Annotated in this window: 20 protein-coding genes; 5 read left to right on the top strand and 15 right to left on the bottom strand. The window is 70.5% G+C overall.

All coding sequences use genetic code 11. The features are described 5' to 3' along the window. The first annotated feature begins 98 nt into the window (after nucleotides 1-98). Nucleotides 99-6827 carry a DUF3320 domain-containing protein gene (locus tag ACWDYJ_RS02955; RefSeq protein WP_451563749.1) on the top strand — a complete coding sequence of 2243 codons (6729 nt, stop codon included), beginning with the start codon at nucleotides 99-101 and terminating at the stop codon, nucleotides 6825-6827. A gap of 365 nt (nucleotides 6828-7192) precedes the next feature. Here the strand turns inward: ACWDYJ_RS02955 and ACWDYJ_RS02950 are convergent, their stop codons facing one another. Next, nucleotides 7193-8524 carry a class I SAM-dependent RNA methyltransferase gene (locus ACWDYJ_RS02950; RefSeq protein WP_451563675.1) on the bottom strand — a complete coding sequence of 444 codons (1332 nt, stop codon included), beginning with the start codon at nucleotides 8522-8524 and terminating at the stop codon, nucleotides 7193-7195. A gap of 109 nt (nucleotides 8525-8633) precedes the next feature. Continuing rightward, nucleotides 8634-10682, bottom strand: coding sequence for an APC family permease (locus ACWDYJ_RS02945; RefSeq protein WP_451563674.1), 2049 nt, complete (start codon nucleotides 10680-10682; stop codon nucleotides 8634-8636). Between the two features lie 199 nt (nucleotides 10683-10881). On the opposite strand from ACWDYJ_RS02945, the gene ACWDYJ_RS02940 reads away from it, so the two are divergent. Together ACWDYJ_RS02940 and ACWDYJ_RS02935 are read left to right on the top strand one after the other, a co-directional pair. After that, nucleotides 10882-11550: a potassium channel family protein gene (locus ACWDYJ_RS02940; RefSeq protein ID WP_451563673.1), complete on the top strand. Its 669-nt coding sequence runs from the start codon at nucleotides 10882-10884 to the stop codon at nucleotides 11548-11550. Then, nucleotides 11547-12209 (top strand): potassium channel family protein, encoded by a 663-nt coding sequence (locus ACWDYJ_RS02935; protein WP_451563672.1) that lies wholly within the window; start codon nucleotides 11547-11549, stop codon nucleotides 12207-12209. The genes ACWDYJ_RS02940 and ACWDYJ_RS02935 overlap by 4 nt, the downstream gene beginning before the upstream one ends. A 175-nt stretch (nucleotides 12210-12384) precedes the next feature. Here ACWDYJ_RS02935 and ACWDYJ_RS02930 read toward each other — a convergent pair whose 3' ends face one another. The 7 genes from ACWDYJ_RS02930 to ACWDYJ_RS02900 form a co-directional block, all read right to left on the bottom strand. After that, a complete protein-coding gene (locus tag ACWDYJ_RS02930; protein ID WP_451563671.1) occupies nucleotides 12385-13104 on the bottom strand; it encodes a DUF3159 domain-containing protein in 720 nt (239 codons plus the stop codon). Between the two features lie 3 nt (nucleotides 13105-13107). Next, nucleotides 13108-13527 carry an OB-fold nucleic acid binding domain-containing protein gene (locus tag ACWDYJ_RS02925; protein ID WP_451563670.1) on the bottom strand — a complete coding sequence of 140 codons (420 nt, stop codon included), beginning with the start codon at nucleotides 13525-13527 and terminating at the stop codon, nucleotides 13108-13110. Nucleotides 13528-13551: 24 nt separating this feature from the next. Next, complete coding sequence (locus ACWDYJ_RS02920) at nucleotides 13552-14238, bottom strand: response regulator (RefSeq protein WP_451563669.1); 687 nt, start codon at nucleotides 14236-14238, stop codon at nucleotides 13552-13554. Beyond that, nucleotides 14235-16838, bottom strand: a complete 2604-nt coding sequence (locus ACWDYJ_RS02915) for a DUF4118 domain-containing protein (protein WP_451563668.1) — start codon at nucleotides 16836-16838, stop codon at nucleotides 14235-14237. The genes ACWDYJ_RS02920 and ACWDYJ_RS02915 overlap by 4 nt, the downstream gene beginning before the upstream one ends. A gap of 190 nt (nucleotides 16839-17028) precedes the next feature. After that, the gene (locus ACWDYJ_RS02910; RefSeq protein WP_451563667.1) at nucleotides 17029-17811 is read right to left on the bottom strand and encodes a DUF3710 domain-containing protein; all 783 of its coding nucleotides are present in this window, start codon (nucleotides 17809-17811) and stop codon (nucleotides 17029-17031) included. A gap of 1 nt (nucleotide 17812) precedes the next feature. After that, nucleotides 17813-18346 (bottom strand): dUTP diphosphatase, encoded by a 534-nt coding sequence (gene dut, locus ACWDYJ_RS02905; RefSeq protein ID WP_451563666.1) that lies wholly within the window; start codon nucleotides 18344-18346, stop codon nucleotides 17813-17815. Next, nucleotides 18346-18930 carry a PaaI family thioesterase gene (locus ACWDYJ_RS02900; RefSeq protein ID WP_451563665.1) on the bottom strand — a complete coding sequence of 195 codons (585 nt, stop codon included), beginning with the start codon at nucleotides 18928-18930 and terminating at the stop codon, nucleotides 18346-18348. Before ACWDYJ_RS02900 ends, dut begins: the two co-directional genes overlap by 1 nt. A gap of 58 nt (nucleotides 18931-18988) precedes the next feature. Here ACWDYJ_RS02900 and ACWDYJ_RS02895 point away from each other — a divergent pair, with 58 nt between their 5' ends. After that, the gene (locus ACWDYJ_RS02895; RefSeq protein WP_451563664.1) at nucleotides 18989-19459 is read left to right on the top strand and encodes a DUF3093 domain-containing protein; all 471 of its coding nucleotides are present in this window, start codon (nucleotides 18989-18991) and stop codon (nucleotides 19457-19459) included. Here ACWDYJ_RS02895 and ACWDYJ_RS02890 read toward each other — a convergent pair. From ACWDYJ_RS02890 to ACWDYJ_RS02875, 4 genes are all read right to left on the bottom strand, one after another. Continuing rightward, complete coding sequence (locus ACWDYJ_RS02890; protein WP_451563663.1) at nucleotides 19450-20400, bottom strand: hypothetical protein; 951 nt, start codon at nucleotides 20398-20400, stop codon at nucleotides 19450-19452. The genes ACWDYJ_RS02895 and ACWDYJ_RS02890 overlap by 10 nt on opposite strands. 10 nt (nucleotides 20401-20410) lie before the next feature. Further along, on the bottom strand, nucleotides 20411-20707 hold the full coding sequence (locus ACWDYJ_RS02885; RefSeq protein ID WP_249768165.1) for a DUF4193 domain-containing protein: 297 nt from the start codon (nucleotides 20705-20707) through the stop codon (nucleotides 20411-20413). Nucleotides 20708-21090: 383 nt separating this feature from the next. Further along, nucleotides 21091-22338, bottom strand: a complete 1248-nt coding sequence (locus tag ACWDYJ_RS02880) for a sensor histidine kinase (protein ID WP_451563662.1) — start codon at nucleotides 22336-22338, stop codon at nucleotides 21091-21093. A gap of 5 nt (nucleotides 22339-22343) precedes the next feature. After that, nucleotides 22344-22997, bottom strand: a complete 654-nt coding sequence (locus ACWDYJ_RS02875; protein ID WP_243631034.1) for a response regulator transcription factor — start codon at nucleotides 22995-22997, stop codon at nucleotides 22344-22346. Between the two features lie 271 nt (nucleotides 22998-23268). Here ACWDYJ_RS02875 and ACWDYJ_RS02870 point away from each other — a divergent pair, with 271 nt between their 5' ends. Continuing rightward, nucleotides 23269-23436: a hypothetical protein gene (locus tag ACWDYJ_RS02870; RefSeq protein ID WP_451563661.1), complete on the top strand. Its 168-nt coding sequence runs from the start codon at nucleotides 23269-23271 to the stop codon at nucleotides 23434-23436. Between the two features lie 177 nt (nucleotides 23437-23613). Here ACWDYJ_RS02870 and ACWDYJ_RS02865 read toward each other — a convergent pair whose 3' ends face one another. Beyond that, nucleotides 23614-24432 (bottom strand): inositol monophosphatase family protein, encoded by an 819-nt coding sequence (locus ACWDYJ_RS02865; protein ID WP_451563660.1) that lies wholly within the window; start codon nucleotides 24430-24432, stop codon nucleotides 23614-23616. An 11-nt stretch (nucleotides 24433-24443) separates the two neighbouring features. After that, nucleotides 24444-25592: a ferrochelatase gene (locus ACWDYJ_RS02860; RefSeq protein WP_451563659.1), complete on the bottom strand. Its 1149-nt coding sequence runs from the start codon at nucleotides 25590-25592 to the stop codon at nucleotides 24444-24446. Nucleotides 25593-25755: the final 163 nt, after the last annotated feature.

The following is a 25755-nucleotide window of genomic DNA, read 5'->3' as shown; positions in this document are numbered from 1 at the left end:
TCCGTGGGGGGCGAGTGCGACAGGGCGAACATGTCACACCGGGGATCAGTCGGAGGATGCCGGGCCTGCCCGTGTCGCCGTACCCCGAGGAGAGCTACGTGCTCTTCTCCTTCGGGCCCGAGTGGTGCGAAGCGAGAGCGGGGACAACTGTGACGACCGATCCGGGTACCTTCGGGGGCGGCAGCGATCTGGAACGCCTCAAGGCCATCCTCGCGGATTGGCGTACGTCACTTGTGGATCTCAGCGGACGTAACCGTCTGTTGAACTTCAGGCACACCCGCACCTCGACGCTGGAGATTTCGGCCCCCTCACCGTCGGTCCTGGTGAGCATGCTGGAAAACCGCGCGTTGTACTTCGCCTCGCTCCCGGACGAAGTACCGGCGGAGGGAGAGGAGCCGGTGTGCCCTCCGCCCGGTGAGGGCGACATCGTCACGCAGAAGACCACGGCTCCTGCCTTGCAGCGGGCGCTGCGCTCCCTGCGTTCAAAAGCGACACAGGTGTTCAACGACTACGGTCTATGGACCCTTCACCTGGGCGTCGGCGTCCTCCACTGGCGTGAGGACGGAGCTGCGACCAGCAGTCAGGCACCGCTGATTCTCATTCCTGTGGAACTCGTACGGACGCCCACCGGGCAGGTGCTCCTCCAGGCGAACGACGACGAGGACCCACAGCTCAATCCCGCACTGCCCATCAAGCTGGAGCAGTTCGGCATCGACTGGGCGCCTGTCGCTGAGACCGACTGCCGTGACGTGACCGCCGTGGTGGAGGCCGTACGCAAGGCCGTCGCCGGCAAGTCCCAATGGGACGTGGAGGAGCGAGCCGTCATGGCGCTCTTCGCCTCGCACAAGGAGTCCATGTACCGGGACCTGCTCGAAAACGAGGACCGGCTCCTCGCGAGCGACCTGGTACGCGCGGTGGCGGTGGGCCCCGGCGACGCCCTCGCCTCCGACCGCTTCGACTTCGAGGAGGTACCGTCCGAGCGGGTGGACGAGCTGGCCCCTCCGGAAGACGCGCCTTTGGTCCTGGACGCGGACACCTCGCAGCGGCAGGCCGTCGCGGCGGCTGTGGCGGGGCGGTCCTTCGTGCTCGACGGCCCTCCGGGGACGGGCAAGAGCCAGACCATCACCAACATCATCGCCGGGCTGATGCACGCCGGCCGCAGTGTGCTGTTCGTCAGTGAGAAGGCTGCCGCGCTGGACGTCGTACTGCAGCGCTTGCAGTCCGTGGGACTCGACTCCTACGCCTTCGCCCTCCACAGCCGCAACACAAGCCGCAAGGCCGTGGCGCAGGAACTGGGCCGCGCGCTCGCCGAGCAGCCGCAGGCGAGCGGGCTCGACGACCAGGAGAGGGCCCAGGCACGCCTCGACCGCGAAGCGCTGTCCGCTTACGCCACCGCGATGAACGAAGTGCGTCAGCCCATGGGCCGCACGCTGCACGATGTCCTCGGACAGGTGGGCAAGCTCGACGACGCACCTGTCGCCTACCTGGCCGCCGGTGACGGCACGTCTCGGCGATTCGACGCTTCCGCTCTCTCCGCGGCCAACCTGGAGAACGTACTCAAGGCCGCCCATGCCATCGGTGGTGCCTGGCAGGCAGTGGCCGACCCGGCCTTTCCGTGGCGCGGGCTCCGCACGGACCTCCCCCATCCCGGCCCCGCGCTCGAGGAGGCACGCACAGCCCTGAGCGGGCTCCTGTCCGCCCTCGACGGCTACGACGCGCTCAACACGGACGGCGCGCAGTTCACGACATCGCACCAGGTCGACCGGCTCGTCCGGCTACTGCGCCTGCTGGATGAACGTCTACCCGTGCCCGAGTGGTGGCTCACCGACGTCGACGTCGCGCACTCCGTGACCGATCCGGTCGAGTCCTTCCTCGACGCGTTGCGTCGCGTACGGCGTGCCCAGCGGTCCGCGCAGGACCTGGTGGGTGACCGCTGGCAGGAGCTGTCCCCACGCCTTCGCGCCGAGCGACCCGCGGCGGAGCGGGCTCTGGCTGCCCTCGAGCCCCAGGGACTGGATCTGGCGGGGCTGACCGAGCGCGAGACGGACGACCTCTGCCGGGACTTCAAAAGGACAGTCGACCTGCTGGGGAGCGCGGATGCCTCGGCCCGCGAGCTCACCCGGATCCTGGGGGTCGACGAACCGGGATCGCTGGCCGAGGCAACGGCCTTGTGCGATCTGGTGGACCTCTCCGCTCTCCCGCATCGCCCGCTGGAGGCGTGGGGCGACCCGAAGGGCTTCGCCGCGGCGCAGCAGGCGGCCCTCACCCTCGTGGCGGATGCTGTGGGAGAGTTCGAGATCCGCCGGGACCGAACGGTCGCGGCGCGGGCGACCGCGCACGAATACGCAGGGCCCTGCTGGGCGGACATGCCGTCCCATCTGCCCCGACAGCCGCAGGCCGCGGAGCTGGCGCTCGTCACTTTGGAACCGCCCGGTGCCGATCTCACCGTCCTCGGGCGGGAGGAGGCCGCATCCCTCGCCCGCCGCTGGAGCACCCTTGCCCACATGCTGGAGGGCGCCGCGAAGTGCGCGGTGGACGCAGCGGATGTGCTGGGATGCGAGCCGCCTGGCACCCTCTGCGAAACGCGGTCCGTGACCGGTCTGGCCACGCTGGCGACCAGCGCCCATCGGGCTCCCGAAGCCTGGTTCGATCCGGTGGTTCTTCCTCGGGCACGCCAGGCCGTGATCGAACTGCACCGCCTCATGAACGTCCTCGCGAAAGCCAGGACGGAGGCGCAGGACACGTTCGGCCCCGAGACGCCCGGGACCGTTGGCCTGACCGACGCGGTGCGCCGTCTCTCGGAGAACGGCCGGCGCTTCGCGGCGGGTCTGTCTTTCCAGGTCCGGGCTGACCGCAAGCTCGTCGGCGGGATCAGCACCGGCGGGTCCTGGCACAGCGGTCTGCGGGAGGAGATGGCCAAGGCCGCGCTCTGGCAGCAGGCACACCAGGCCGTACGGGCCGCTGTGACCGAGTACGGGAAACTGCTCGCGGCCTACGCCGGCGAGGACCTGCCCGACCTCGACGCGCTGGACGGCGCACTGCACCAGGCTGAGGAGGCCCACCGGCTCGGCACAGCCGTGGTGGCCGACCCGGTCCGTCGCCGTCGTCTGGCCGCGCAACTGGCCCATGGATCCATCTCCGACGCCGCGCTCCTCGAGTGGGGCACGCGGCTGCGAGACGATCTGAGCACGTGGGCGTCCGCGCTGCGGGAGCCGCGACTGCGCGAGCACGAAGCGGCTCTGGACCACCTCGGACCGGCGGCGGCCTCAGCGTGGCTGCACGCACATGGGCCGGCGCTGGAAGACACCGTACGGATCATCGACACCGTCCAGTCCGTCGGCCGTCGGGAGTTCACCGAGGGAACGGGGCACACCCTCGCCTCGGCACGCACGGCCGTTGCCGTGGCTCACGCGGCGCAGCGGGAGGACGCGGCGTTCGCGGCGAGGGAAGCTGACGACCGGGAACTGCTGTGCGCCTGGTACGAGGGCCTGGACACTCGTCTCGACAACCGGCCTGACTCCGGCGGCAGTACAACGGTGGAGGAGGTACTGCTGCGCCGGGCGGTGCGGCTTCGGGCCGCGGACAGCGAGCCCGGGACGGACCGTGATGCTTCGAAAGCCGTCGAGCTCCTGGGCGAGTACGCCTCGGACGGCCGGCCTCGCACCGCCGCCCTGGCCACGGCGCTGGCCGCCGCATCCGACGCCCACCGGTTGGTCGGACCGGTTCTGGCGGACCCGGCGCGGCGGAGCGGCATCGTCCACGTGCTCTGTTCCGGACGGCCCGCCGTCCCGGGCCTGCTCGCGACGGCCGCCCGTCTACGCGCCGGCTGCGCCGACTGGGAGACCTTCACGAACTCTCCCCCCGCGGCCCCTGCCGGCCCCGGTCTGCGTGCTCGTTCCCTCCGCGAGGGCGCCGCCTGGCTGCGCGCACACCTCGAACCGCTCGACGAGGCCACCTCCTTGATCCACTCAGTGACCCGTACGACAGGCTCCTCGCAGGGGGGTACCGCCTGGCTGTCACTGGGCGGCGCCCGCTCCTCCGTGGCAGCCGTGGTGGCGGCGCGCGCCACCGAGGAGGACTTCCTGAGCGCCGAGGTGGAGCACCGCCGCCTGCTCGGTGACCTGTACGAAGCGATCCACACCTCCCGGGAGACCGTCCACAGCGCTCTGGACTGGGCTCTCGGCGCCAGGCGTTGCGCTTCCGCGACCGGCACGGCGGCTCCCCTGACGCCTGAGGCCGCACGCCTGCTGCTGCACGCGGCGCCCGACTCCTCGGTGGAGCGCCGTAACCGCGACTGGCTGGAGCGGTCGCAGGTGCTCATCGGGCAGTTCGCGCCGACCCGGGCGGCAGAGGTCCGTGCCGAGCTGGCGACCGCGTTCCCTTCCGCCCGGGCACTCCTCGACCGCATGGCCGACGATCCGTACGGCCCGGACGCCTGGCTCCGCTCCGCCGAGGCCCGCGCGGTGTTGAGCGGCTACGGTCTGGAGGAGCTGCCGGCGCAACTGGCGGACCGTGAGGTGCCGGCATCGCTCTTCCCCGTGGCCGTGGAGCGCACCGTGCTGCGCGCCTGGGTGGAGCACCAACTGGCAACCGACAGCCGTCTCTCGGTGGTGCGGGCCACCGACCGGGACCAGTTGGTGGAGCGGTACCGCCGACTGGACCGTGGGCTGGTGCAGGCCGCCCACGCGGCGGTGATCGCCGCCTGCAACACGCGACGCCCCCGTAGGGCGACGACGGGACAGGCCGCCATCCTGAGCCGCCAGGCGAAACTGCAGCGACGGCACAAGCCCGTGCGGCGGCTCCTCGATGAGACACGGGACGTCGTACAGCGGCTCAAGCCGTGCTTCATGATGAGCCCGCTGACGGTCAGCCAGTTCCTGCCGCCGGACTTCCACTTCGATGTCGTGATCTTCGACGAGGCTTCCCAGGTCCTTCCGCAGGACGCCGTGAACGCCGTCTATCGCGGTGACGCCCTGATCGTGGCGGGCGACCCGCGCCAGCTCCCGCCCACGTCGTTCTTCAGCGCCGGTGGCGACTCCGACGATGACGACGAGTGGGACGAGGAGGTGCCCGACTCCTTCGAGTCGATCCTGGACGCCTGCAAGGCCAGCGGGGTGCTGCGTGAGCTGTCACTGCGCTGGCACTACCGGAGCCGCCACGAGAACTTGATCGCCTTCAGCAACCACGAGTTCTACGACGACGCCATGGTGGTCTTCCCGGGCGCGGTCATCGACGGCCACGACGTGGGGGTCGCCTTCTACAAGGCCGACGGCGTGTACGACCGCAGCAACCGGCGCGACAACGTCCGCGAGGCCGAGATGGTGGCCGAGCGGGTCATCCACCACTTCTCGACGCGGTCTCATCTGACCCTGGGGATCGTCACACTCTCCAAAGCGCAGGCGGAGGCCGTCGAGGACGCCGTCGCCAAGGCACGCAAGGCCCGACCCGACCTCGACCCGCACTTCACGGAGGACCGCCTGGGCGGCTTCTTCGTGAAGAACCTGGAGACGGTGCAGGGTGACGAACGTGACGTGATCATCCTGTCGGTCGGTTACGGACCCGACGCGCAGGGCAAACTGCGCGCCACGTTCGGTCCGATCAACCGCGAGGGCGGCTGGCGGCGGCTGAACGTGGCCGTGACCCGGGCCCGTCACCGGGTGGAGGTCGTGGCGTCCTTCTACGGCGCCGACCTGGCGGACAGCCCGAACAAGAGCGTCCAGCATCTCAAGCGCTATTTGCAGTACGCGGAGCAGGGCCCGGCGGTGCTGGCCACGACAGCACCGGAAGCGGACGCCGCGCCGGAAAGCCCGTTCGAGGAGGACGTGATCGACGTCTTGCGCAGCTGGGGCTACGACGTGCAGCCCCAAGTGGGCGTGGCGGGCTTCCGGATCGACATGGCGGTCCGGCACCCGGGCGCTCCGGGCTCGTACGCGCTCGGAATCGAGTGCGACGGCGCGATGTACCACTCCTCACGCGCGGCCCGTGACCGTGACCGGCTGCGGGAGGAGATGCTGCGCGGCCTGGGGTGGAACCTGCACCGGATCTGGGGAACGGACTGGTACCGCAACCGCAAGGACGCGCAGCGGCGGCTCCGCGAAGCGGTCGAGGCCGCCTGCGCCGTCGATCCTCACGCACCGGCCGCGGGACCGGAGCCGGTCGCGGTATCCGTTCCAGTGACGGCAGAGGTCGTGATCGTTCCCGTCGAGGAGTCGGACCGCTCGGAGTGGAGCCGGCCCTACCGCGCGGTGCGGCTCGGGGAGTTGTACGAGCTTCGCCGTGTCCTGGGCATGCAGACGGGGCTCGGCGACATCGATCTGCGCGAACCCGAAGCCATCGGTCTGCTGGCGGAATTGGCGCGTCACATCATCTCGGTCGAGGGGCCCATTGAGGAGGAAGTGCTGATCGGCAGGGTGCGAGAAGCCTGGGGTCTCGATCGCGCAGGTCAAATCGTGCAGGCCAGTGTCCGTAAGGCACTAGTGCGGCTGCGCGGGAAGAACTTGGCGGTTCGGGCGGGAACGGCATGGAACACGCCGGAGCGCGAGGTGACAACGGCTCGTACGCCGAGTGCGGACCTCGAGCGCAAGAAGGTCCTGCACGTTCCCCCCGCCGAGCGACAAGTGGCCCTCCTGGGCATTCTCTCCGAGTCTCCTGGACTGCGACGCGATGAACTCGCCAGAGAAACAGCGCGGTTCTTCGGGTGGCTGCGTGTGGGGGCTGACATTCGGGCTGCCTTCGACCAAGACGTCGAGGCCCTCATCGCCAGAAACAGCATCGAGGAAGGACCATCGGGTTTGATCCCCATGGAGGACCGTTCCGTGGGCCGTTGACAGTGGGCCGTCCCTCACGCTGCTCTCCCCGGAGCAGCTGGGCCCATCCGCGTGGCCACGGGCCGGCCGGTCGGGAAGATCCCCGAGACCTGTGCCAGTGCAGTCGGCGCCGGGCCCGGGCGTACCTGCACCAAACCGCCGGCGAAACGGCCCTGCCCACTTCACCATCGCAGCCCAGCGTCAGAGGTGCGATTTCCTAGTGTTACCGCTGCCATGGATGTTGGCCACCCATGGCAGCGAACAGTCAAGACTTCGCCATGCCAGGCCTCCGGAGGCAGGCCTGATGCCTGGTCTGACCTGCGCTGCGTCAAGATTCGCGCGCAACGCCCGCGGCGCACATCACGCACACTGCCCTGACCCGCAGGTCAGGCATCATTCTTGACGGGCTCCAGGATCGCCACGCACTCCACGTGGTGCGTCATCGGGAACAGGTCGAACACGCGCAGCGTGCGGACCTTGTAGCCGTTCTCCTTGAAGTAGCCCAGGTCGCGCGCCAGGGCCGCCGGGTCGCAGGCGACGTAGGCGATGCGGCGGGGCGAGAGGCCCGCGATGTGGCGGACCGTCTGCTTGCCGGCGCCCGCGCGCGGGGGGTCGAGGACGACCAGGTCGCACTCGGTGATCCCGGTCTTGGGCAGGATCTGCTCGACCTTGCCCTGCTCGATCCGCACGCGCGGCATGTCGGCCAGGTTGTGCCGGGCGTCCTCGACCGCGCGCTTCGTCGACTCGATGCCGAGCACCGCGCCCGTGTCCCCGAGCCGCTCCGCCAGTGCGCCCGCGAAGATGCCCACGCCGCAGTAGAGGTCGAGGGCCATCTCGCCCTTGCGCGGCATCAGGCCCTGCATGACCGCCTTGATCAGCGTGTCGGCGGCCTGCGGGTGGACCTGCCAGAAGCCGCCCATGCCCACGCGGTACGTACGGCCGTCCGCGCGCTCGCGGACGAAGGGGCGGCCGTGGACGCGGTGGACCCCGCCGTCCTTCTCCTCGACGCGCAGGACCGAGACGGGCTTGTCCAGCTCCACCAGCGGCAGGCGGCCGCCGGGGCGCGGGGTGAGGACGACCTGGCGGTCGCCGGAGCCGGAGGCGGCGATGGCCTCGACGGTCTCCATCTGCGGCCAGTCCTGCTTCTCGATGCCGAGCTCGGAGACGCCCTCGGCGGCGATCATGCAGTGGTCGATCGGCTGGATCTCGTGGGAGCGGTGCTTGCGCAGGCCCACGGTGCCGTCCTCGTCGATGGCGTACTGGACCCGGGTGCGCCACTGCGGGACCTGCCCGGCCGGGAGCTTGTCGCCCTCGGCCGGCATGACGGTGCCGTCCCAGCCGGCCTCTTCCGGGGTGAGGCCGGCGAGCCGCTTCAGCTGCTCGGCGACGACCTCGCCCTTGAGCCGGCGCTGGGCGCCCGGCTTGGCGTGCTGCCAGTCGCAGCCGCCGCACTTGCCGGGGCCGGCGTACGGGCACGGCGCCTCGATGCGGTCCTTGGAGGCCTCGAGCACCGTGATGGCGTCGGCGCGCAGGAAGCGGGAGTCGGCGTCACCTTCGGTGACCTTCGCGATGATCTTCTCGCCGGGCAGGGTGTGGCGGACGAAGAGGACCCGGCCCTCGGCGGTCCGGGCGATGCAGTGGCCGCCGTGCGCGACGGGACCGACCTCGACCTCGTACTCCTCCCCGACCAATGACTGCTTCTCGTTCTGCTCGGTCATGGTGGGGAGACTCCAAGGGTCATGAATAAAAGAAACGGCCGGACGACCGACCCACCAGTTTACGTGGATCTCGTCCGGCCGTTCGCCAACCGGACAGGGCCTGCCCGCCCTACTTCGCCGCCGGGTCCTTCGGACGCGACGTGTTCACCGGTCCCCGGCGCACCGCGCCCGGGGCGTTCCACTCCTGCCGCTTCTTGGCCCGCTTCTTGGCGATCTCCGAGGATTCCAGCTGGTAGGGCACGGAGGTGACCATCACACCAGGCGTGAACAGCAGCCGGCCCTTGAGCCGCAGCGCGCTCTGGTTGTGCAGCAGGTGCTCGTACCAGCGGCCGACGACGTACTCGGGGATGTAGACGCTGACGGCGTCGCGCGGGTTCTCGCTGCGCAGCCCCTTGACGTACTCGACCACGGGCCGGGTGATCTCGCGGTAGGGCGAGTCGAGGATCTTCAGCGGGACGTTGATCTCGCGCCGCTCCCACTCGGTCCGCAGCGCCTTGGTCTCCACGGGGTCGACGCTGATGCTGAGCGCCTCCAGGGTGTCCGAGCGCGTCAGCTTGGCGAAGGCCAGGGCGCGCAGCGTGGGCTTGTGGACCTTGGAGACCAGGACGATGGAGTGGACGCGGGAGGGGCGCACGCTGTCGTCGCTCGGGCCCTCGGCGGCGGCGATCTCGGTGGCGACGCGGTCGTAGTGCTTCCGGATGGCGCTCATCGTGCCGTAGAAGATCAGCATGCCGAGCAGGGCGACCCAGGCACCGTGGGTGAACTTGGTGGCGAGGACGACCACCAGCACCATGCCCGTGAAGAAGGCTCCGAAGGTGTTGATCGCCCGGGAGCGGTGCATCCGCCGGCGCGCGGCCTTGTCCCGTTCCGACCGCAGGTGGCGGTTCCAGTGCCGGACCATGCCGATCTGGCTCAGCGTGAAGGAGACGAAGACTCCGACGATGTACAGCTGGATCAGCTTCGTCGAGTCGGCGTCGTAGACCCAGACGAGCAGTATGGCGGCGCCCGCGAGGAGCACGATGCCGTTGGAGAAGGCGAGCCGGTCGCCGCGGGTGTGCAGCTGGCGCGGCAGGTAACGGTCCTGGGCGAGGATCGAGCCGAGCAACGGGAAGCCGTTGTACGCGGTGTTGGCGGCCAGGAACAGGACCAGCGCGGTGGCGGTGGCCAGCACGATGAACAGGATGCTGCCGTGCCCGAAGACGGCCTCGGCGACCTGGGAGATCACCGGGTTCTGGACGTATTCGGGGCCGACCGGAACACCGTTCGCCAGCAGGTCCTGGGCGGGCTTCTCGGCCATCTTCACGTCGGTGGCCATGGCCAGGCCGATGATTCCGCAGAACATCGTGACGGCCAGGCCGCCCATGTAGGCGAGGGTGGTGGCGGCGTTCTTGCTCTTGGGCTTGCGGAAGGCGGGGACGCCGTTGCTGATCGCCTCGACGCCGGTCAGGGCGGCGCAGCCGGACGAGAAGGCGCGCAGCAGCAGGAAGACCAGCGCGAAACCGGCCAGCCCCTCGTGCTCGGCCTTGATCTCCAGGTCGGCGGTCCGCGCCTGCATGGTGTCGTCGAGGACGAGGCCGCGCCAGGCGCCCCAGGCGATCATGGCGAAGACGGTGGCGACGAAGACGTACGTCGGAATGGCGAAGAGCTTTCCGGACTCCTTCACTCCGCGCAGGTTCATCAGCGTGAGGAGCAGGATCATGACGATCGCCGAGAGCACTTTGTGCTCGATGACGAAATCGACGGCGGAGCCGAGGTTCTCGACGCCGGAGGAAATGGACACGGCGACGGTCAGCACGTAGTCGACGAGCAGGGCACTCGCGACGGTGAGACCGGCCTTGGGCCCGAGGTTGGTGTTGGCGACTTCGTAGTCACCGCCGCCACTGGGATAGGCGTGGACGTTCTGGCGGTACGAGGCCACCACCGTGAACATCAGCACGACGACCGCGACCGCGATCCAGGGGCTGAACTGGTACGCCGACACACCCGCGATCGACAGGACCAACAGAACCTCCCCCGGGGCATATGCCACCGAGGAGAGCGGGTCGGATGCGAAGACGGGTAGCGCGATCCGCTTCGGCAGGAGCGTTTCCCCGAGGCGGTCGCTGCGAAGCGCCCGGCCGATCAGGATCCGTTTGGGCACGTCGGTCAGTTTGGACACGCAGAGGATCGTAAGCGTTCGATATGCGGCTGACGAACCCCCCTGGCCCTTTCCCGGGTAATGAGCCCCTACCTGGGCCCCAAAAGGTCACGCTCGTGACCGCCCGTGTGTAGCTTGGGCCATGGTCTGAGACCCTGATTAGCCAGAGCATGCAATGAGGCTGGAAACCAGCGAGCCGCTGTCAGCCGGAAGGACGGCCGTGCACATCGTCATCATGGGCTGCGGAAGAGTGGGTTCCGCCCTCGCCCAGACCCTGGAGCAGCAGGGGCATACGGTCGCGGTCGTCGACCAGGACCCCACCGCGTTCCGCCGTCTCGGGGCATCGTTCGGCGGGCGCCGCGTGACCGGCGTCGGCTTCGACCAGGACACCCTGCGGGAGGCGGGGATCGAGGACGCGGGAGCCTTCGCCGCGGTCAGCAGCGGTGACAATTCCAACATCATCGCCGCCCGCGTGGCCCGCGAGATGTTCGGCATCGAGAACGTCGCCGCCCGCATCTATGACCCCAAGCGCGCCGAGGTCTACCAGCGGCTCGGCATCCCCACCGTCGCGACCGTACGGTGGACCGCCGACCAGATGCTGCGCCGGCTGCTGCCCTCGGGCGCGGAGCCGCTGTGGCGCGACCCGAGCGGCGGTGTGCAGCTCGCCGAGGTGCACACCTCCACCGCCTGGGTCGGGCACAAAGTCAGCAAGCTCCAGGACGAGACCGGGGTGCGTGTCGCGTTCCTCACCCGCCTGGGGGAGGCCATGCTGCCCACGTCGGCGACCGTCCTCCAGGAGGGCGACCTCGTCCACGTGATGATGCGCACGGACGAGATCGACAAGGTCGAGGCGGCCTTCGCCGAAGGGCCTGAGGAGGCACACGCATGAGAGTCGCGATCGCCGGAGCCGGCGCCGTGGGACGCTCCATCGCGGGCGAACTGCTGGAGAACGGCCACGAGGTGCTCCTGGTCGACAAGGCGCCGACCGCCATCTCGGTGGAGCGGGTGCCGCAGGCCGAGTGGCTGCTGGCCGACGCCTGCGAGATCACCTCGCTCGACGAGGCGGCGCTCCAGCGCTGCAACGTGGTCATCGCCGCGACCGGCGACGACAAGGTCAACCTGGTCGTCTCCCTCCTCGCCAAGACCGAGTACGGGGTCCCCCGGGTCGTCGCGCGGGTCAACAACCCGAAGAACGAGTGGCTGTTCAACGAGTCCTGGGGCGTCGACGTCGCGGTCTCCACGCCGCGCCTGATGTCGGCCCTGGTCGAGGAGGCCGTCAGCGTCGGCGACCTGGTGCGGCTGCTGCGCTTCAGCCACGGCGACGCCAACCTCGTCGAGCTGACCCTGCCGCCCGACTCCTCGGTCGCGGGGACCCAGATCAGCGAGATCACCTGGCCCGAGGACACCTCGCTCGTCACGATCATCCGCGGCAACCGGGTCCTCACCCCGCACGGCGAGGAAACCCTGGAGCCCGGCGACGAACTCCTCTTCGTGGCCGCCCAGGCCCGCGAACAACAACTGGAAGACCTCCTCCAGGCCCGCGGCTAGCATTTCCCGCCCCGCCAGGGGGTATCCCCGGACGGAGTCTGGGGGGTTGAGGCGCAGGGGCCCGGGGGCAGAGCCCCCGGCAACGGCGCCGCACCCGCGATGCGGAAAGGGCGGGGACGACCTGTGGTCGTCCCCGCCCTTTCTTCATCCGCGGAACGCCGCGTACGGCGGCGGCTCAGGCCCCCCGCTCCCGAGCGGCAGCGTCTTTGGCCTCCCACTCCGCGATCACATCGATCGGCGGCGGCGCCTTCGCCAGGAAGAGCCACGTGAAGTACACCGCCAGCACCATCGGCGGCAGCTTCAGCGCGATCAGGACCCAGCCGAGCTGCGTCGCGTCACCCCACCAGTACAGCGGGAAGAGGATCGCGTACTTGGCGAGGAAGATGATCCCCCAGGCCAGACTGGCCTTCGTGTACGCCTTCTTGCGGCCGGGGTTGCGGGTGCGCCAGGAGAGGTTCTCCTTGAACACCGGCCCCAGCATCACGCCGAGCAGCGGGAAGCCCACCAGCGCGGAGACCGTGAACGCCACGCCCAGCCCGGCGCCGTAGATCATGCCGGGCAGGTAGAAGCCCTTGGCGGTGCCCGTGAAGAGGGCGAAGGCCACGCCCACACCGACGCCGAAGACGCCGCTGAAGGCGTGCTTGACCGTGTCCTTGCGCAGCAGCCGCACGATCACCAGCAGGACCGCGACCGCGCCCGCCGAGATGGCGGACAGTTTCACGTCCCTGTTGATGGTGTAGATCATCACGAAGAGGAGGCCGGGGACCATCGTCTCCACGGTGCCCCGGATGCCGCCGAAGGCATCGAAGAGCGCCGCCTGGGTCACGGCCTTCTGGTCGTCCTCCGCCGCGGGTTCCGGCGTGGCCGGCGTGGTCGGTTTGTCGAGTGACGTCACCGGTTACTGCTCCTGTCCGAGCGGTCGCAGTTCGTACTTCGGGTTGAAGAGCACCCGGCGCCCATGACTCATCGAGATCCGCCCGGAGGCGATCACGCGCCTCCCGGGCTCGATTCCCACGATCGAGCGACGTCCGAGCCACACCACGTCCAGTGCGGCGGAGCCGTCGAACAGCTCCGCCTCCAGGGCGGGTACGCCCGCCCTCGGCCGCAGGGTGACCGTACGCAGGGTGCCGGTCACCTTGACTATCTGGCGGTCGTGGCAGTCGCAGATCCGCAGGCACCCCGCGGCTTCTGCGTCCTCCTGCAGCTCAGCCGAATGCAGATCCTCCTGGGAGGTGGAAAGCCGCTCTATCATCCGGCGGAACCGGCCCGCCGGCCTGGCCGGTTTCGCGGGCTTCTCGGGACGCGGTTCAGCACTCATACAGGAAGCGTACCGGCGCCCCCGCTACCTCTCGAAGCGGTATCCCATGCCCGGTTCGGTGATGAAGTGCCGGGGGTGCGAGGGATCCGCCTCCAGCTTGCGGCGCAGCTGTGCCATGTAGACGCGCAGATAGTTGGTCTCCGTGCCGTACGAGGGCCCCCAGACCTCCTGGAGGAGCTGCTTCTGGCTGACCAGCTTGCCGGCGCCCCGCACCAGCACCTCCAGCAGGTGCCACTCGGTGGGGGTCAGGCGTACGTCGCGCCCCGCGCGCACCGCCTTCTTGGCCGCCAGGTCCACCGTGAAGCCGTCGGTCTCCACGATCACCTCGTCCCCGCCGGCCGCGGCTGCGGGCTCGGCCCGGCGGACCGCCGCGCGGAGCCGGGCCAGGAGTTCATCCATGCCGAAGGGCTTGGTGACGTAGTCGTCGGCGCCCGCGTCCAGGGCCTCGACCTTCTCGTCGGAGCTGTGGCGGGCGGAGAGCACCAGGATCGGCACCCGGGTCCAGCCGCGCAGGCCCTTGATCACCTCCACCCCGTCCATGTCGGGCAGGCCGAGGTCGAGGACGACCACGTCGGGGTGGCGGGCCGCGGCGAGCTCCAGGGCGCCCGCGCCGTCGGCGGCCGCGTCGACCTCGTACTTGCGCGCCTTGAGGTTGATCACGAGGGCTCGGACGATCTGCGGCTCGTCGTCCACCACGAGCACCCGGGTCATTGGGGTCCTGCTTTCTGTCGTCCGGCGTGGTCTTCTGCGCGGTCTTCGGTGTGATGTGCGGTGGTGGGGTCCACCGTCACATGTGAAAGTGCACGATCGCGTGTCACCGCACGCAGCGTGAGCACCATGGTCAGCCCGCCCCCAGGGGTGTCCTCGGCCGTCAGCGTGCCGTCCATGGCCTCGGCGAAGCCCCGGGCCACCGCGAGCCCCAGGCCCACCCCCGCCCCGCGCGGGGCGTCCCCGTACCGCTGGAAGGGCGCGAAGATCCGGTCCTTGGCCTCGTCCGGCACCCCGCGCCCGCGGTCCACGACCCGCACCTCGACCCGGTCGCCGAGGAAGCTGGCCGCAACCAGCACCGGCTCCCCGGGCGGGCTGTACTTCACAGCGTTCTCCACCACGTTGGCCACGGTCCGCTCCAGCAGCCCCGGGTCCACGGCGACCATCGGCAGCGTCTCCGGCACGTCCAGCAGCACGCTGTCCTCCGGTACGCCGCCCAGCGCCATCGGGACCACCTCGTCGAGGTCGATCTGCCGGATCAGCGGGGTCACGGTGCCGGTCTGGAGCCGGGACATGTCCAGCAGGTTGCCCACGAGGTGGTCGAGCCGGTCCGCGCCGTCCTCGATCCCTTCGAGCAGCTCCGCCCGGTCCTCCTCGGACCACTCCACGTCGTCGGAGCGCAAGGAGCTGACGGACGCCTTGATGGAGGCCAGCGGCGTACGCAGGTCATGGCTGACGGCGGCCAGCAGCGCGGTCCGGATCCGGTTGCCCTCGGCCAGCCGCCGGGCCTCCTCGGCCTCCCCCACCAGCCGCTGGCGGTCCAGCACCACGGCGGCCTGGGCGGCGAAGGCCCCGAGCACCCGGCGGTCCTCGGCGGGCAGTACCCGCCCGGACAGGGCGAGCGCCATGTGGTCGCCGATGGGCATGTCCACATCCGCGTCCTCGGGCCGCGCGACCGGGCTCGGGCCGACGCTGCCGGCCTGCTCCCAGGGCTCGACGTCGCTCTCGCGCTCCAGCAGGGCCACCGATTCCATGGCGAAGGTCTCGCGCACCCGTTCCAGCAGCGCGTCCAGCGCGGTCTCCCCGCGCAGCACGCTGCCGGCCAGGAAGGAGAGGATCTCGGACTCGGCGCGCAGCCGCGCTGCCTGCTGGGTGCGCCGGGCGGCCAGGTCCACCACGGAGGCCACCGAGACCGCCACGCCCAGGAAGACGGCGATGGCGACGATGTTCCTGGGATCGGCGATGGTCCAGGTGCGTACGGGAGGGGTGAAGAACCAGTTCAGCAGCAGTGAACCGACGGCGGCGGAGGCGAGGGCCGGCCACAGCCCGCCCAGCAGCGCGGCCGCGACCGTCAGCGCCAGGAAGAGCAGCATGTCGACGGCGAGCCCGGGTTCCACGTCGATGTGCGTGAGCAGCAGGCACAGCAGCAGCGGGAAGAGCGTTCCCACGACCCAGCCGGCGACGGTCCGGGGCCGCCCGAGCCCGGCCGCGGTGCGGACCACCGGCAGGCCGCGTCCCTTGGCGACCTCCTCGTGCGTGACGATGTGGACGTCGAGGTCGGGCCCCGAGTCGCGGGCCACGCTCGCCCCGACGCCCGGCCCCAGGACGTACTGCCAGGCCTTGCGGCGACTGGAGCCGAGCACGATCTGGGTGGCGTTGACCCCGCGGGCGAAGGCGAGGAGCGCTTCGGGGATGTTGTCGCCGATGACATGGTGAAACGTTCCGCCGAGGTCCTCGACCAGGGTCCGCTGGCCCGCGAGCTCCTTCGGCGAGGCGGAGGTCAGCCCGTCGCTCCGGGCTATGTAGACGGCCAGGATCTCGCTGCCGGAGCCCTTGGCCGCCATCCGCGAGGCGCGGCGGATCAGCGTGCGCCCCTCCGGCCCGCCGGTGAGGCCTACGACGATCCGCTCGCGCGCCTGCCAGGTCGAGCGGATGTCGTGCTCGCCCCGGTACTGCTGGAGGTACTCGTCGGCCCGGTCGGCCACCCACAGCAGCGCCAGCTCGCGCAGCGCGGTGAGGTTGCCGGGACGGAAGTAGTGGGACAGGGCCGCGTCGACCTTGTCGGCCTTGTATATGTTGCCGTGTGCCATGCGACGTCGCAGCGCGTGCGGTGACATGTCAACGAGCTCGATCTGGTCGGCCCGCCGGACCACCTCGTCCGGCACGGTCTCCCGCTGCCGCACCCCGGTGATCGACTCGACCACGTCCCCGAGCGACTCCAGGTGCTGGATGTTGACGGTGGACACGACGTCGATGCCGGCTCGCAGCAGTTCCTCGACGTCCTGCCAGCGCTTCGCGTTGCGCGAGCCGGGCACGTTGGTGTGCGCGAGTTCGTCCACCAGCGCCACGGCGGGGCGGCGGGCGAGGAGCGCGTCCACGTCCATCTCCGTGAAGGCGGCGCCCCGGTAGGTCAGCTCCTTGCGCGGCACCTGTTCCAGGCCGTGCAGCATGACCTCGGTGCGCGGCCGCCCGTGGTGTTCGACGAAGCCGACGACACAGTCGCCGCCCCGTTCCACCCGGCGGTGGCCTTCCGAGAGCATGGCGTACGTCTTGCCCACTCCGGGTGCCGCGCCGAGATGGATCCTTAGCCTGCCGCGTCCCATGCGCTCATTCTCGGGGACGTTCCCGCTGTTCACGCACCGATGGACGGCAGGGGGCCGATCCCTGACGCATCCCTGACGCGGCCGGCGCCCGCCGCCCCGGGCCCCCGTGGAAAGGCCGGTGGGCCCCGCCCCGAAGGAGCGGGGCCCACCGGCCGAAAACATCAGTACGTGAAGCGAAGCCAGCCGTGGTTCAGCGGACCTCGGTGGTCTCCGGGCCGCGCTGCAGCTGGCCCATTCCGCCGGAGAAGCGCGAGCCCTCCGCCTCCTCGGCCGTCTGCACACCGTCCGGCACCATCTGGGCGTCGTTCGGCAGCTTCAGGACGATCGGGTCACGCGGGGCCATCGGCCCGTCACCGCGCACGACGACCGTGTCCCGGAAGATCTGCTCCAGCACGCCGGCCGACTCGGGACGCACCGCGCCCTGGCCGGAGATGACCCCGCGCAGGAACCAGCGCGGGCCGTCGACGCCGACGAAGCGCACCAGCTGGGCGCCGGTCTGGCCGTCGGGCAGCGGTACGGGCACCTGCGCGCGCAGCTCCCAGCCCAGCGGGCCCTGGACCTCGTCGATGATGCCGCCCTGCTGGGTGATGCCCGAGGCGATCTCGTCACGGACCTCGCCCCAGATGCCCTCCTTCTTGGGCGCGGCGAAGGCCTGCAGCTGTACGGCGCTGTCCCCGAGGACCACGGTCGCGGCCACGATCGCGTCACCCGCGACCTCGACGCGCAGCTCCATGCCCTCGACACCGGGTACGAGGATGCCGCCCAGGTCGACCCGGCCGTCGGCCGGGTTGCCGAGCACTTCGGAGACGTCCCACGGGCCGTCGGGCCGCGGGGCCGGCGGCAGGTTCAGCCTGCGCGGCTTGACCGAGTCGAGCTCGTCGGCGTCGGCCGGCTCATCGGCGCGCACGCCGTCGACCTGCTCGGCCGCGCCGCCGTCCTTGACGGAGTCGTTCTTCTTGCGACGTCCGAACACGTCACTGTCCTTCCCGGTCGGTTACGACCGAAGCGTAGCCATTCCCACCCTGCTGACCAGCGCCGGATCCGGCCACGGCCGCATGACCGCCGGTGGAGCCGAAGCCTCCCTCGGCCCGGGCCGAGCCGGGAAGCTCCGCCACCTCGTGGAAGCGCACCTTCTCGACCCGCTGGACAACCAGCTGGGCAATGCGGTCGAAACGCTCGAACCTGACGCTCTCGCGCGGGTCGAGATTGACCACGATCACCTTGATCTCCCCACGGTACCCGGCATCCACCGTCCCCGGGGCATTCACGAGCGCGAGCCCGCAGCGCGCGGCCAGGCCCGAGCGCGGGTGCACGAAGGCGGCGTACCCGTCGGGCAGCGCGATGGAGACGCCGGTGGGAAGTACGGCCCGCTCGCCGGGCTCCAGTTCAGCGGCCACGGTGGTCACCAGATCGCAGCCGGCGTCGCCGGGGTGGCCGTAGGCGGGCAGGGGCACCTCGGGGTCGACTCGGCGGATCAGTACGTCAACCGGGACATTGTTATGTGACATCACGGGTTCACCTCGAAGGCGCGTGCACGCCTGACCTGGTCCGGATCGGCCATCGCCGCCCGGATCTCCTCGGGACGACCGTTGTCGATGAAGTGGTCGACCTTCACTTCTATGAACAGGGCGTCGGCGCGCAGCGCGACCGGGCCCCGGGGGCCACCGATCCGGCCGACCGCCGTGGAGTAGATCTTCCGCCCGGCGACGGCGGTGACCTCGGCCTCCAGGTGCAGGACGGTGCCCACCGGCACGGGCCGTACGAAGTCGGTCTCCAGCCGCCCGGTGACCGCGATGACGCGCAGCAGCCAGTTCAGCGAGCCGATCGTCTCGTCCAGCGCGGTGGCCAGGACGCCGCCGTGGGCGAGGCCGGGTGCACCCTGATGAGCGGGTTTGACGGTGAACTCGGCGGTGACGCGTACGCCCTCGCCCGCGCGGGCCTGGAGGTGGAGACCGTGCGACTGACCCTCGCCACAGCCGAAACAGTGTTCGTAGTGCGCGCCGAGGAGTTCGCCGGGAGCCGGGGCGTCGGGATGCCGGACCGGTGCGGCGGCATCGGCCGGGGGTGTCAACGCTGTGTTTCGTCCACTCACAGCCGCTGACCTTACCCGCGCGGCTACCCGCGGGTCGCCTCGTGGCAGGCTTGCCGGTATGCAGCTCTCCCCCGCGCACCACGACGAACGCCTGTCCGCTCCCCGCTCCTGGTGGGGCATCTCCGTACTGGCCGGTCTCGCCTGCGCGCTGATGCTGCTGCCGCTGGGATCGCTGCCGCTGCTGGCCGGGCTGGTCGGGGGCACCGCGCTGACGGGCATGCTGGTGAGTTCGTACGGTTCCGCGCGCGTGCGCGTGGTGAACGGTTCGCTGGCGGTCGGCGACGCTCGGATCCCGGTGGCGGCGCTGGGCGAGCCCGAGATCCTGGAGGCGGAGGAGGCCCGTGCCTGGCGCACGTACAAGGCCGATACCCGTGCCTTCATGCTGATGCGCAGCTACGTGCCGACGGCCGTGCGCGTCGAGATCACCGACCCGGACGACCCGACCCCGTACGTCTACGTCTCCACGCGCGAACCGCGGGCACTGGTCGCGGCGATCCGCGCGGCGAAGAACGCTCGGCCTCAGTCCTGAGGCTTCGGCCCTGATCGAGACGAGCCCGGACCCTCCAGCGCGTCCCTGGTGCCCCCGTCAAGGGGTTGGGAAGGCTGCTCCAGGGGCGGCAGCGCGGGCAGGGCATCCCACGGCACGGCGCGGCGCCGCAGGTCCGTACGGACCTTCTCGGCGAGTTTCCTGGTGTCCCGGCGGTTCATGACCGCTCCCACGGCGGCGCCGACCAGGAAGGGCATCAGGTTCGGCAGATTGCGGAACATCCGCTTCATGATCTGCTGGCGCAGTTCGCGCTTCATCTGACCGCCCAGCGCCGCGTTCAGCGTCGTGGGCTTGGTCAGGTCGACCCCGCGCTCCTGCGTCCACGACGACAGGTAGGCGAGGCTGCGCTCCCTCAGGGCGCCGGGCGCCCGCAGTCCGTAGACCTCGTGGAGTTCGGCTACGAGCTTCAGCTCGATCGCCGCGACGGCGGTGATCTCCGCGGCCAGCTCCGCCGGCATCGCGGGCGGAACCGGCAGCATCGCCGCCGCGCCGATGCCCGCGCCGACGGTCGACGTGGCATTGGCGGCCCCGGCGATCAGCTTGTCGGCAAGCTGATCGGGACCGAGGTCCGGGAACTGCGCGCGCAGTGTCGCGAGGTCCCGAACCGGAACGCGCGGTGCGTTCTCGATGATTCGGTCGGTGATGTACAGGGCGGCGGCCTTCGCGCTTGCGCCGCCCTGGCGCACACCGTTCTTGACGGCTTGCATCCGACGCTTCCCGGGTTTACCCCGGACGTCCACGTCGGCCGACGTGGCCGACGGCACCGCCACGGGGGCGGTGTCGGAGGACGCGGCGGTCGTGTCGAGGGCCGAGCCGCCGGAGGCCCCGGGGCCCGTTTCCGGGCCCGTGGCTGCCGCCTGCGTCTCCGCCGGACCGCCGGCCTTTCGGAAGCGTCGCTTCCGAAACGGCGTCGAGCCTGTCATGGCCGAGGCCTCAGTCGCAGTCGCGGCAGATCGGCTGGCCGTTCTTCTCTCGTGCCAGCTGGCTGCGGTGGTGGACCAGGAAGCAGCTCATGCAGGTGAACTCATCGGCCTGCTTGGGCAGCACCCGGACGGCCAGTTCCTCGTTGGAAAGGTCCGCACCGGGCAGTTCGAGGCTCTCGGCGCCGTCGAAGTCGTCGACGTCGACGCTCGAGGACGACTTCTCGCTGCGCCGGGCCTTCAGCTCCTCAATGCTGTCGTTGTCGACGTCGTCGTCGGTCTTGCGTGGGGTGTCGTAGTCCGTTGCCATTTTTTCGCTCTCCCCCTCTGGGATTTAGCGGTGTCTCAGCGCACGTAACGCGCGAGAGGCCGGACTTGTGCCCGACCTGAGGCGGAGATTTTGCCTCACATCAAGGTCTGTTACTCAATCGACACCCAGCCGCACGCCCGAAGGAGCTTGTGGCTGGGATGACGACCGGGACCGTACACGGTCCGGGGGCCGTCTTGCACAAACGCCACCCCGTGTATTTCCCGCCATTGAGGGTGCCGGAAACCCGGACTTCCCGGGCTTTCCGGCTGCCCTGGGGTCACTGAACGCACATGACCCGACACTCGACAATGTGATCGATCACACAACTACCATCCCACACTCCCGCCAGCCCTTCCGCTCACAGCGAACGACGCCCGGGTGGATCAAAGGGGCAGCGTGACACGCATCACGAGGCCGCCGCCCTCGCGCGGGGTCGCGAGGATGCGCCCGCCGTGTGCGCGCGCCACAGAGCGCGCGATCGAGAGGCCGAGCCCCACACCCTTGTCACTGCCCGTGCGCTCCGTACGCAGCCGCCTGAAGGGCTCGAAGAGGTTGTCCACCTCGTACGCGGGAACCACAGGACCCGTGTTCGATACGAGGAGCACCGCCTGGCCGTGCTCCTGCTCGGTCGTGACCTCCACCCAGCCACCCTCCGGCACGTTGTACCGGACGGCGTTCTGCACCAGGTTGAGGGCGATCCGCTCCAGCAGCACGCCATTGCCCTGGACCACGGCCGGCGCGCGCTCGCCCCGGATCTTCACGCCCTTCGCGGCAGCCTCACCGCGCACCTGGTCGATGGCGCGCGAGGCGACCTCCGCCAGGTCCACGGGTTTGCGCTCGACGATCTGGTTGTCGCTGCGGGCCAGCAGCAGCAGGCCCTCCACCAGCTGCTCGCTGCGTTCGTTGGTGGCCAGCAGCGTCTTGCCGAGCTGCTGGAGCTCCACCGGCGCACCGGGATCCGAGAGGTGCACCTCCAGCAGCGTCCGGTTGATGGCGAGCGGGGTCCTCAGCTCGTGCGAGGCGTTGGCCACGAAGCGCTGCTGCGCCGTGAAGGCCCGCTCCAGCCGGTCGAGCATCTCGTCGAAGGTGTCGGCGAGCTCCTTGAGCTCGTCGTCGGGTCCGTCCAGCTCGATCCGCCGGGTCAGGTCGGAGCCGACCACCCGGCGGGCGGTCCGGGTGATCTTGCCGAGCGGCGAGAGCACCCGCCCTGCCATCGCGTAGCCGAAGGCGAAGGCGATGATGCTCAGCCCCAGCAGAGCCATCAGCGAGCGGCTCAGCAGGTCGTCCAGGGCATGCCTGCGCTGTTCGAGGATGCACTGGCTGATCGCGGCGTTGAAGTGGTCGAACGACTGGTCGATACCGACGACGCCGGGGCAGGTGGTGCTGGACACCTTCACCTCCTGCCCGCCGACGATCTTGAACGGGAGCGCGTTGCCCTCCCGCAGCGCCTGCGCGGCCAGCAGGTAGATGATCGACAGCAGCAGGATGCCCGCGATCAGGAACATTCCGCCGTACAGCAGCGTGAGCCGTATCCGGATGGTCGGCCGCAGCCAAGGGAAAGGACCCTCGGGCTGGCCGGGGTCCCAGGTCGGTTTCGGTGGCGCCGGTGGTGGTGGCGGGGTGGCTGCCATCCGCGTCAGATCCGGTATCCGGAGCCGGGCACGGTCACGATGACGGGCGGCTCCCCGAGCTTGCGGCGCAGCGTCATGACGGTCACCCGGACCACATTGGTGAACGGGTCGGTGTTCTCGTCCCAGGCCTTCTCCAGCAGCTGCTCGGCGGACACCACGGTCCCCTCGCTGCGCATGAGCACCTCCAGTACCGCGAACTCCTTCGGAGCCAGCTGCACCTCCTTGCCCTCGCGGAACACCTCGCGCCGGTTCGGGTCCAGCTTGATCCCCGCCCGCTCCAGCACGGGCGGCAGCGCGACGGTCGTACGCCGGCCCAGGGCCCGTACGCGCGCGGTCAGCTCGCTGAAGGCGAAGGGCTTGGGCAGGTAGTCGTCGGCCCCGAGCTCCAGGCCCTCCACCCGGTCGCTCACATCGCCGGAGGCGGTCAGCATGAGCACCCGCGTGGGCATCCCCAGCTCGACGATCTTCCGGCAGACGTCGTCACCGTGCACCAGCGGAAGGTCCCGGTCGAGCACGACCACGTCGTAGTCGTTCACCCCGACGCGCTCCAGGGCGGCGGCGCCGTCGTACACGACGTCCACGGCCATGGCCTCTCGGCGCAGGCCGGTGGCCACCGCATCGGCGAGCAGTTGCTCGTCCTCGACGACGAGTACGCGCACGTCGTTTCCTTCCTTCGAGCCCAGAAGGGCACACGTGTATTGCGCGTCCATCCTGCCGGTTTCGGCCGTAAACCGGCTGTAAGGCACCGCTGTGGGTGACGCGGGCCCCCGACGGGACGGGTACGTGCAGGGCAACTGAGGATTCCCTCGCCTCGTGAGGTTTCTGGGCCCGGGGTGCCGGGGAGGACGACAGAACACCCCGACCACTCCCTGACGGCGGACTGCCACGTGCTCACCCGCCGCCGACCCACGAAGAGGGGGCGCACCCACCATGGACGCATTCACCGCGGGTCTCCTGCAGCGCATCAGGACCACGCAGTCGGACCTCAGCAAGGCCCGCGAGACGGGCGACGACTACCTCGCGGATGTGGAGCAGGCCGAGTTGGAAGACCTCCAGCGCCTCGCCGCGGAACACGGCGTGCCGGTCAACGCGGCCTGACCGGCACCGAGCCCCGGCAGTACACCCCCAGCAGTACCGAAACCCTCGGCAGTACCTGAACCCTCACCAGCACTGAAGATCCGTCAGCGGTACCCACACCCCCGCAGTACCCCGGACCCCGGCCGCCACTCCAGGCGGCCGGGGTCCGTCCGCGCGCGCCCGGGGCGCACGGCCTCGTCAGTCGTGCCAGGCTCCGGCTTCCTCCAGCAGCGGCTGGAGCGAGGCGAACACGGCCGGGCTCGCCGCCACGGTGAGTTCGCCCGAGGCCCGCTCCCCCGGCCGCCCTCCGGTCAGCGCCCCGGCCTCCCGGGCGATCAGGTCGCCCGCCGCCAGGTCCCACGGGTTCAGCCCGCGCTCGTAGTACCCGTCCAGGCGCCCGGCGGCCACGTCGCACAGGTCCAGCGCCGCCGAACCGCCCCGCCGGATGTCCCGCACCAGCGGGATGATCCGCCGGACGACATCGGCCTGGCGCACCCGCCGGGTCTGGACGTACCCGAAGCCGGTCCCGATCAGCGCCTGGTCCAGCGGCGCGGCCGCCCGGCAGGCCAGCCTGGCCGTGCCCAGCCACGCGCCGCCGCCGAGCACCGCGTGGTACGTCTCTGCGCGCATCGGCGCCGCCACGACGCCGACCACGCTCTCGCCCCGGTACTCGGCCGCGATGGACACGCCCCAGCTCGGGAGGCCGTAGAGGTAGTTCACGGTGCCGTCCAGCGGGTCGACGACCCACCGCACCCCGCTCGTGCCCACGCTGTCGGCGCCCTCCTCGCCGAGCAGCCCGTCCTCGGGCCGCCGCTCCGCGAGGATGCCGGTGATCAGCTTCTCGGCCGCGATGTCCATCTCGGTCACGACGTCGATCGGGCTGCTCTTCGTGGACGCCACCGCCAGTTCCGCCGGCCGTCCGTCGCGCAGCAGTTCCCCGGCCTGCCGGGCGGCCTCCAGGCCCACCTCCAGCAGTTCGGCCTTCAGCTCCTGGGTGATCACGTCTTCAGGGGTCACGGTCCCGCTCTCTACGCGTACGGACTGTCCGCGCCCGCGGCCGCCGGCCGGGGCGCCCGCGCCGGGCAGCAGCCCACGGCGCACAGGTCATGGCTTGCTCCGAGCAGCCCCAGCGCGCACCGCTCCACGGCCTCGCCGCGCTCGGTGGCGGCCCGCTCCAGCACGAGGTCGCGTACGGCCGCCGCGAAGCGGGGGTCGGCTCCGACCGTCGCCGACCGGGCGATCGGCAGGCCCAGTTCCGCGGCCCTGGCCGTCGCCTCCGTGTCGAGGTCGTAGAGGACCTCCATGTGGTCCGAGACGAAGCCGATCGGCACCATCACCGCCGCCGGGGCGCCCGCCCTGTGCAGCGCCTCCAGGTGGTCGCAGATGTCCGGCTCCAGCCACGGGATGTGCGGGGCGCCGCTGCGGGACTGGTAGACCAGCTCCCAGGGCAGCTCCGTGCCCGTCTCGGCGCGCACCGCGTGCGCGATCACCTGTGCCACGTCACGGTGCTGTTTGACGTACGCCCCGCCCTCGCCGTGCTCCTCGACCGGGCCGGAGGTGTCGGCGGCCGCGGTCGGGATGGAGTGCGTGGTGAAGACCAGGTGCGCGCCGCCGCGGACCGCGGCCGGCAGCGACTCCAGCGAGGCGAGCACGCCGTCGATCATGGGCTGCACGAAGCCGGGGTGGTTGAAGTAGTGGCGCAGCTTGTCCACCCGGGGCAGTTCGGCCACGCCCTCCTCGGCGAGCACGGCCAGCGCGTCGGCGAGGTTCTCGCGGTACTGCCGGCAGCCCGAGTACGACGCGTACGCGCTGGTCGCGAGCACCGCGATCCGGCGGCGGCCGTCCGCGGCCATCTCCCGCAGCACGTCGGTCAGGTACGGCGCCCAGTTCCGGTTGCCCCAGTACACCGGCAGGTCCAGCCCGTGCTCGGCGAAGTCCTTGCGCAGCGCGTCCAGCAGCTCGCGGTTCTGCGCGTTGATCGGGCTGACCCCGCCGAAGCCGAAGTAGTGCTGCCCGACCTCCTTCAGCCGCTCCCGTGGGATGCCGCGCCCGCGCGTGACGTTCTCCAGGAACGGCACTACGTCGTCGGGTCCCTCGGGGCCCCCGAAGGAGAGCAGCAGGAGGGCGTCGTACGGAGCGGCGGTCCCGCCGGCCGGCGGGAAGTGCTGGTCTGACATGCGTCGAATCCTGCCACCCGGCGCCCGCGCGCGAGAACCGGCCCGGCGGGAGCCCCGCCCCCGTCGCAGGTAAGGTGACCCTAAGTTCAACGTCCGGAATTTCCCCGTGCGGGTGCCTTGTCGGCGGTCGTAACCTGTACGAGCCACCGATGTCCCTTACGGA

The sequence above is a fragment of the Streptomyces sp. NPDC003042 genome (assembly GCF_053591315.1).
Note: the sequence above shows the minus strand (reverse complement) of the source record. Positions and strands in the feature narration are given on the sequence as shown.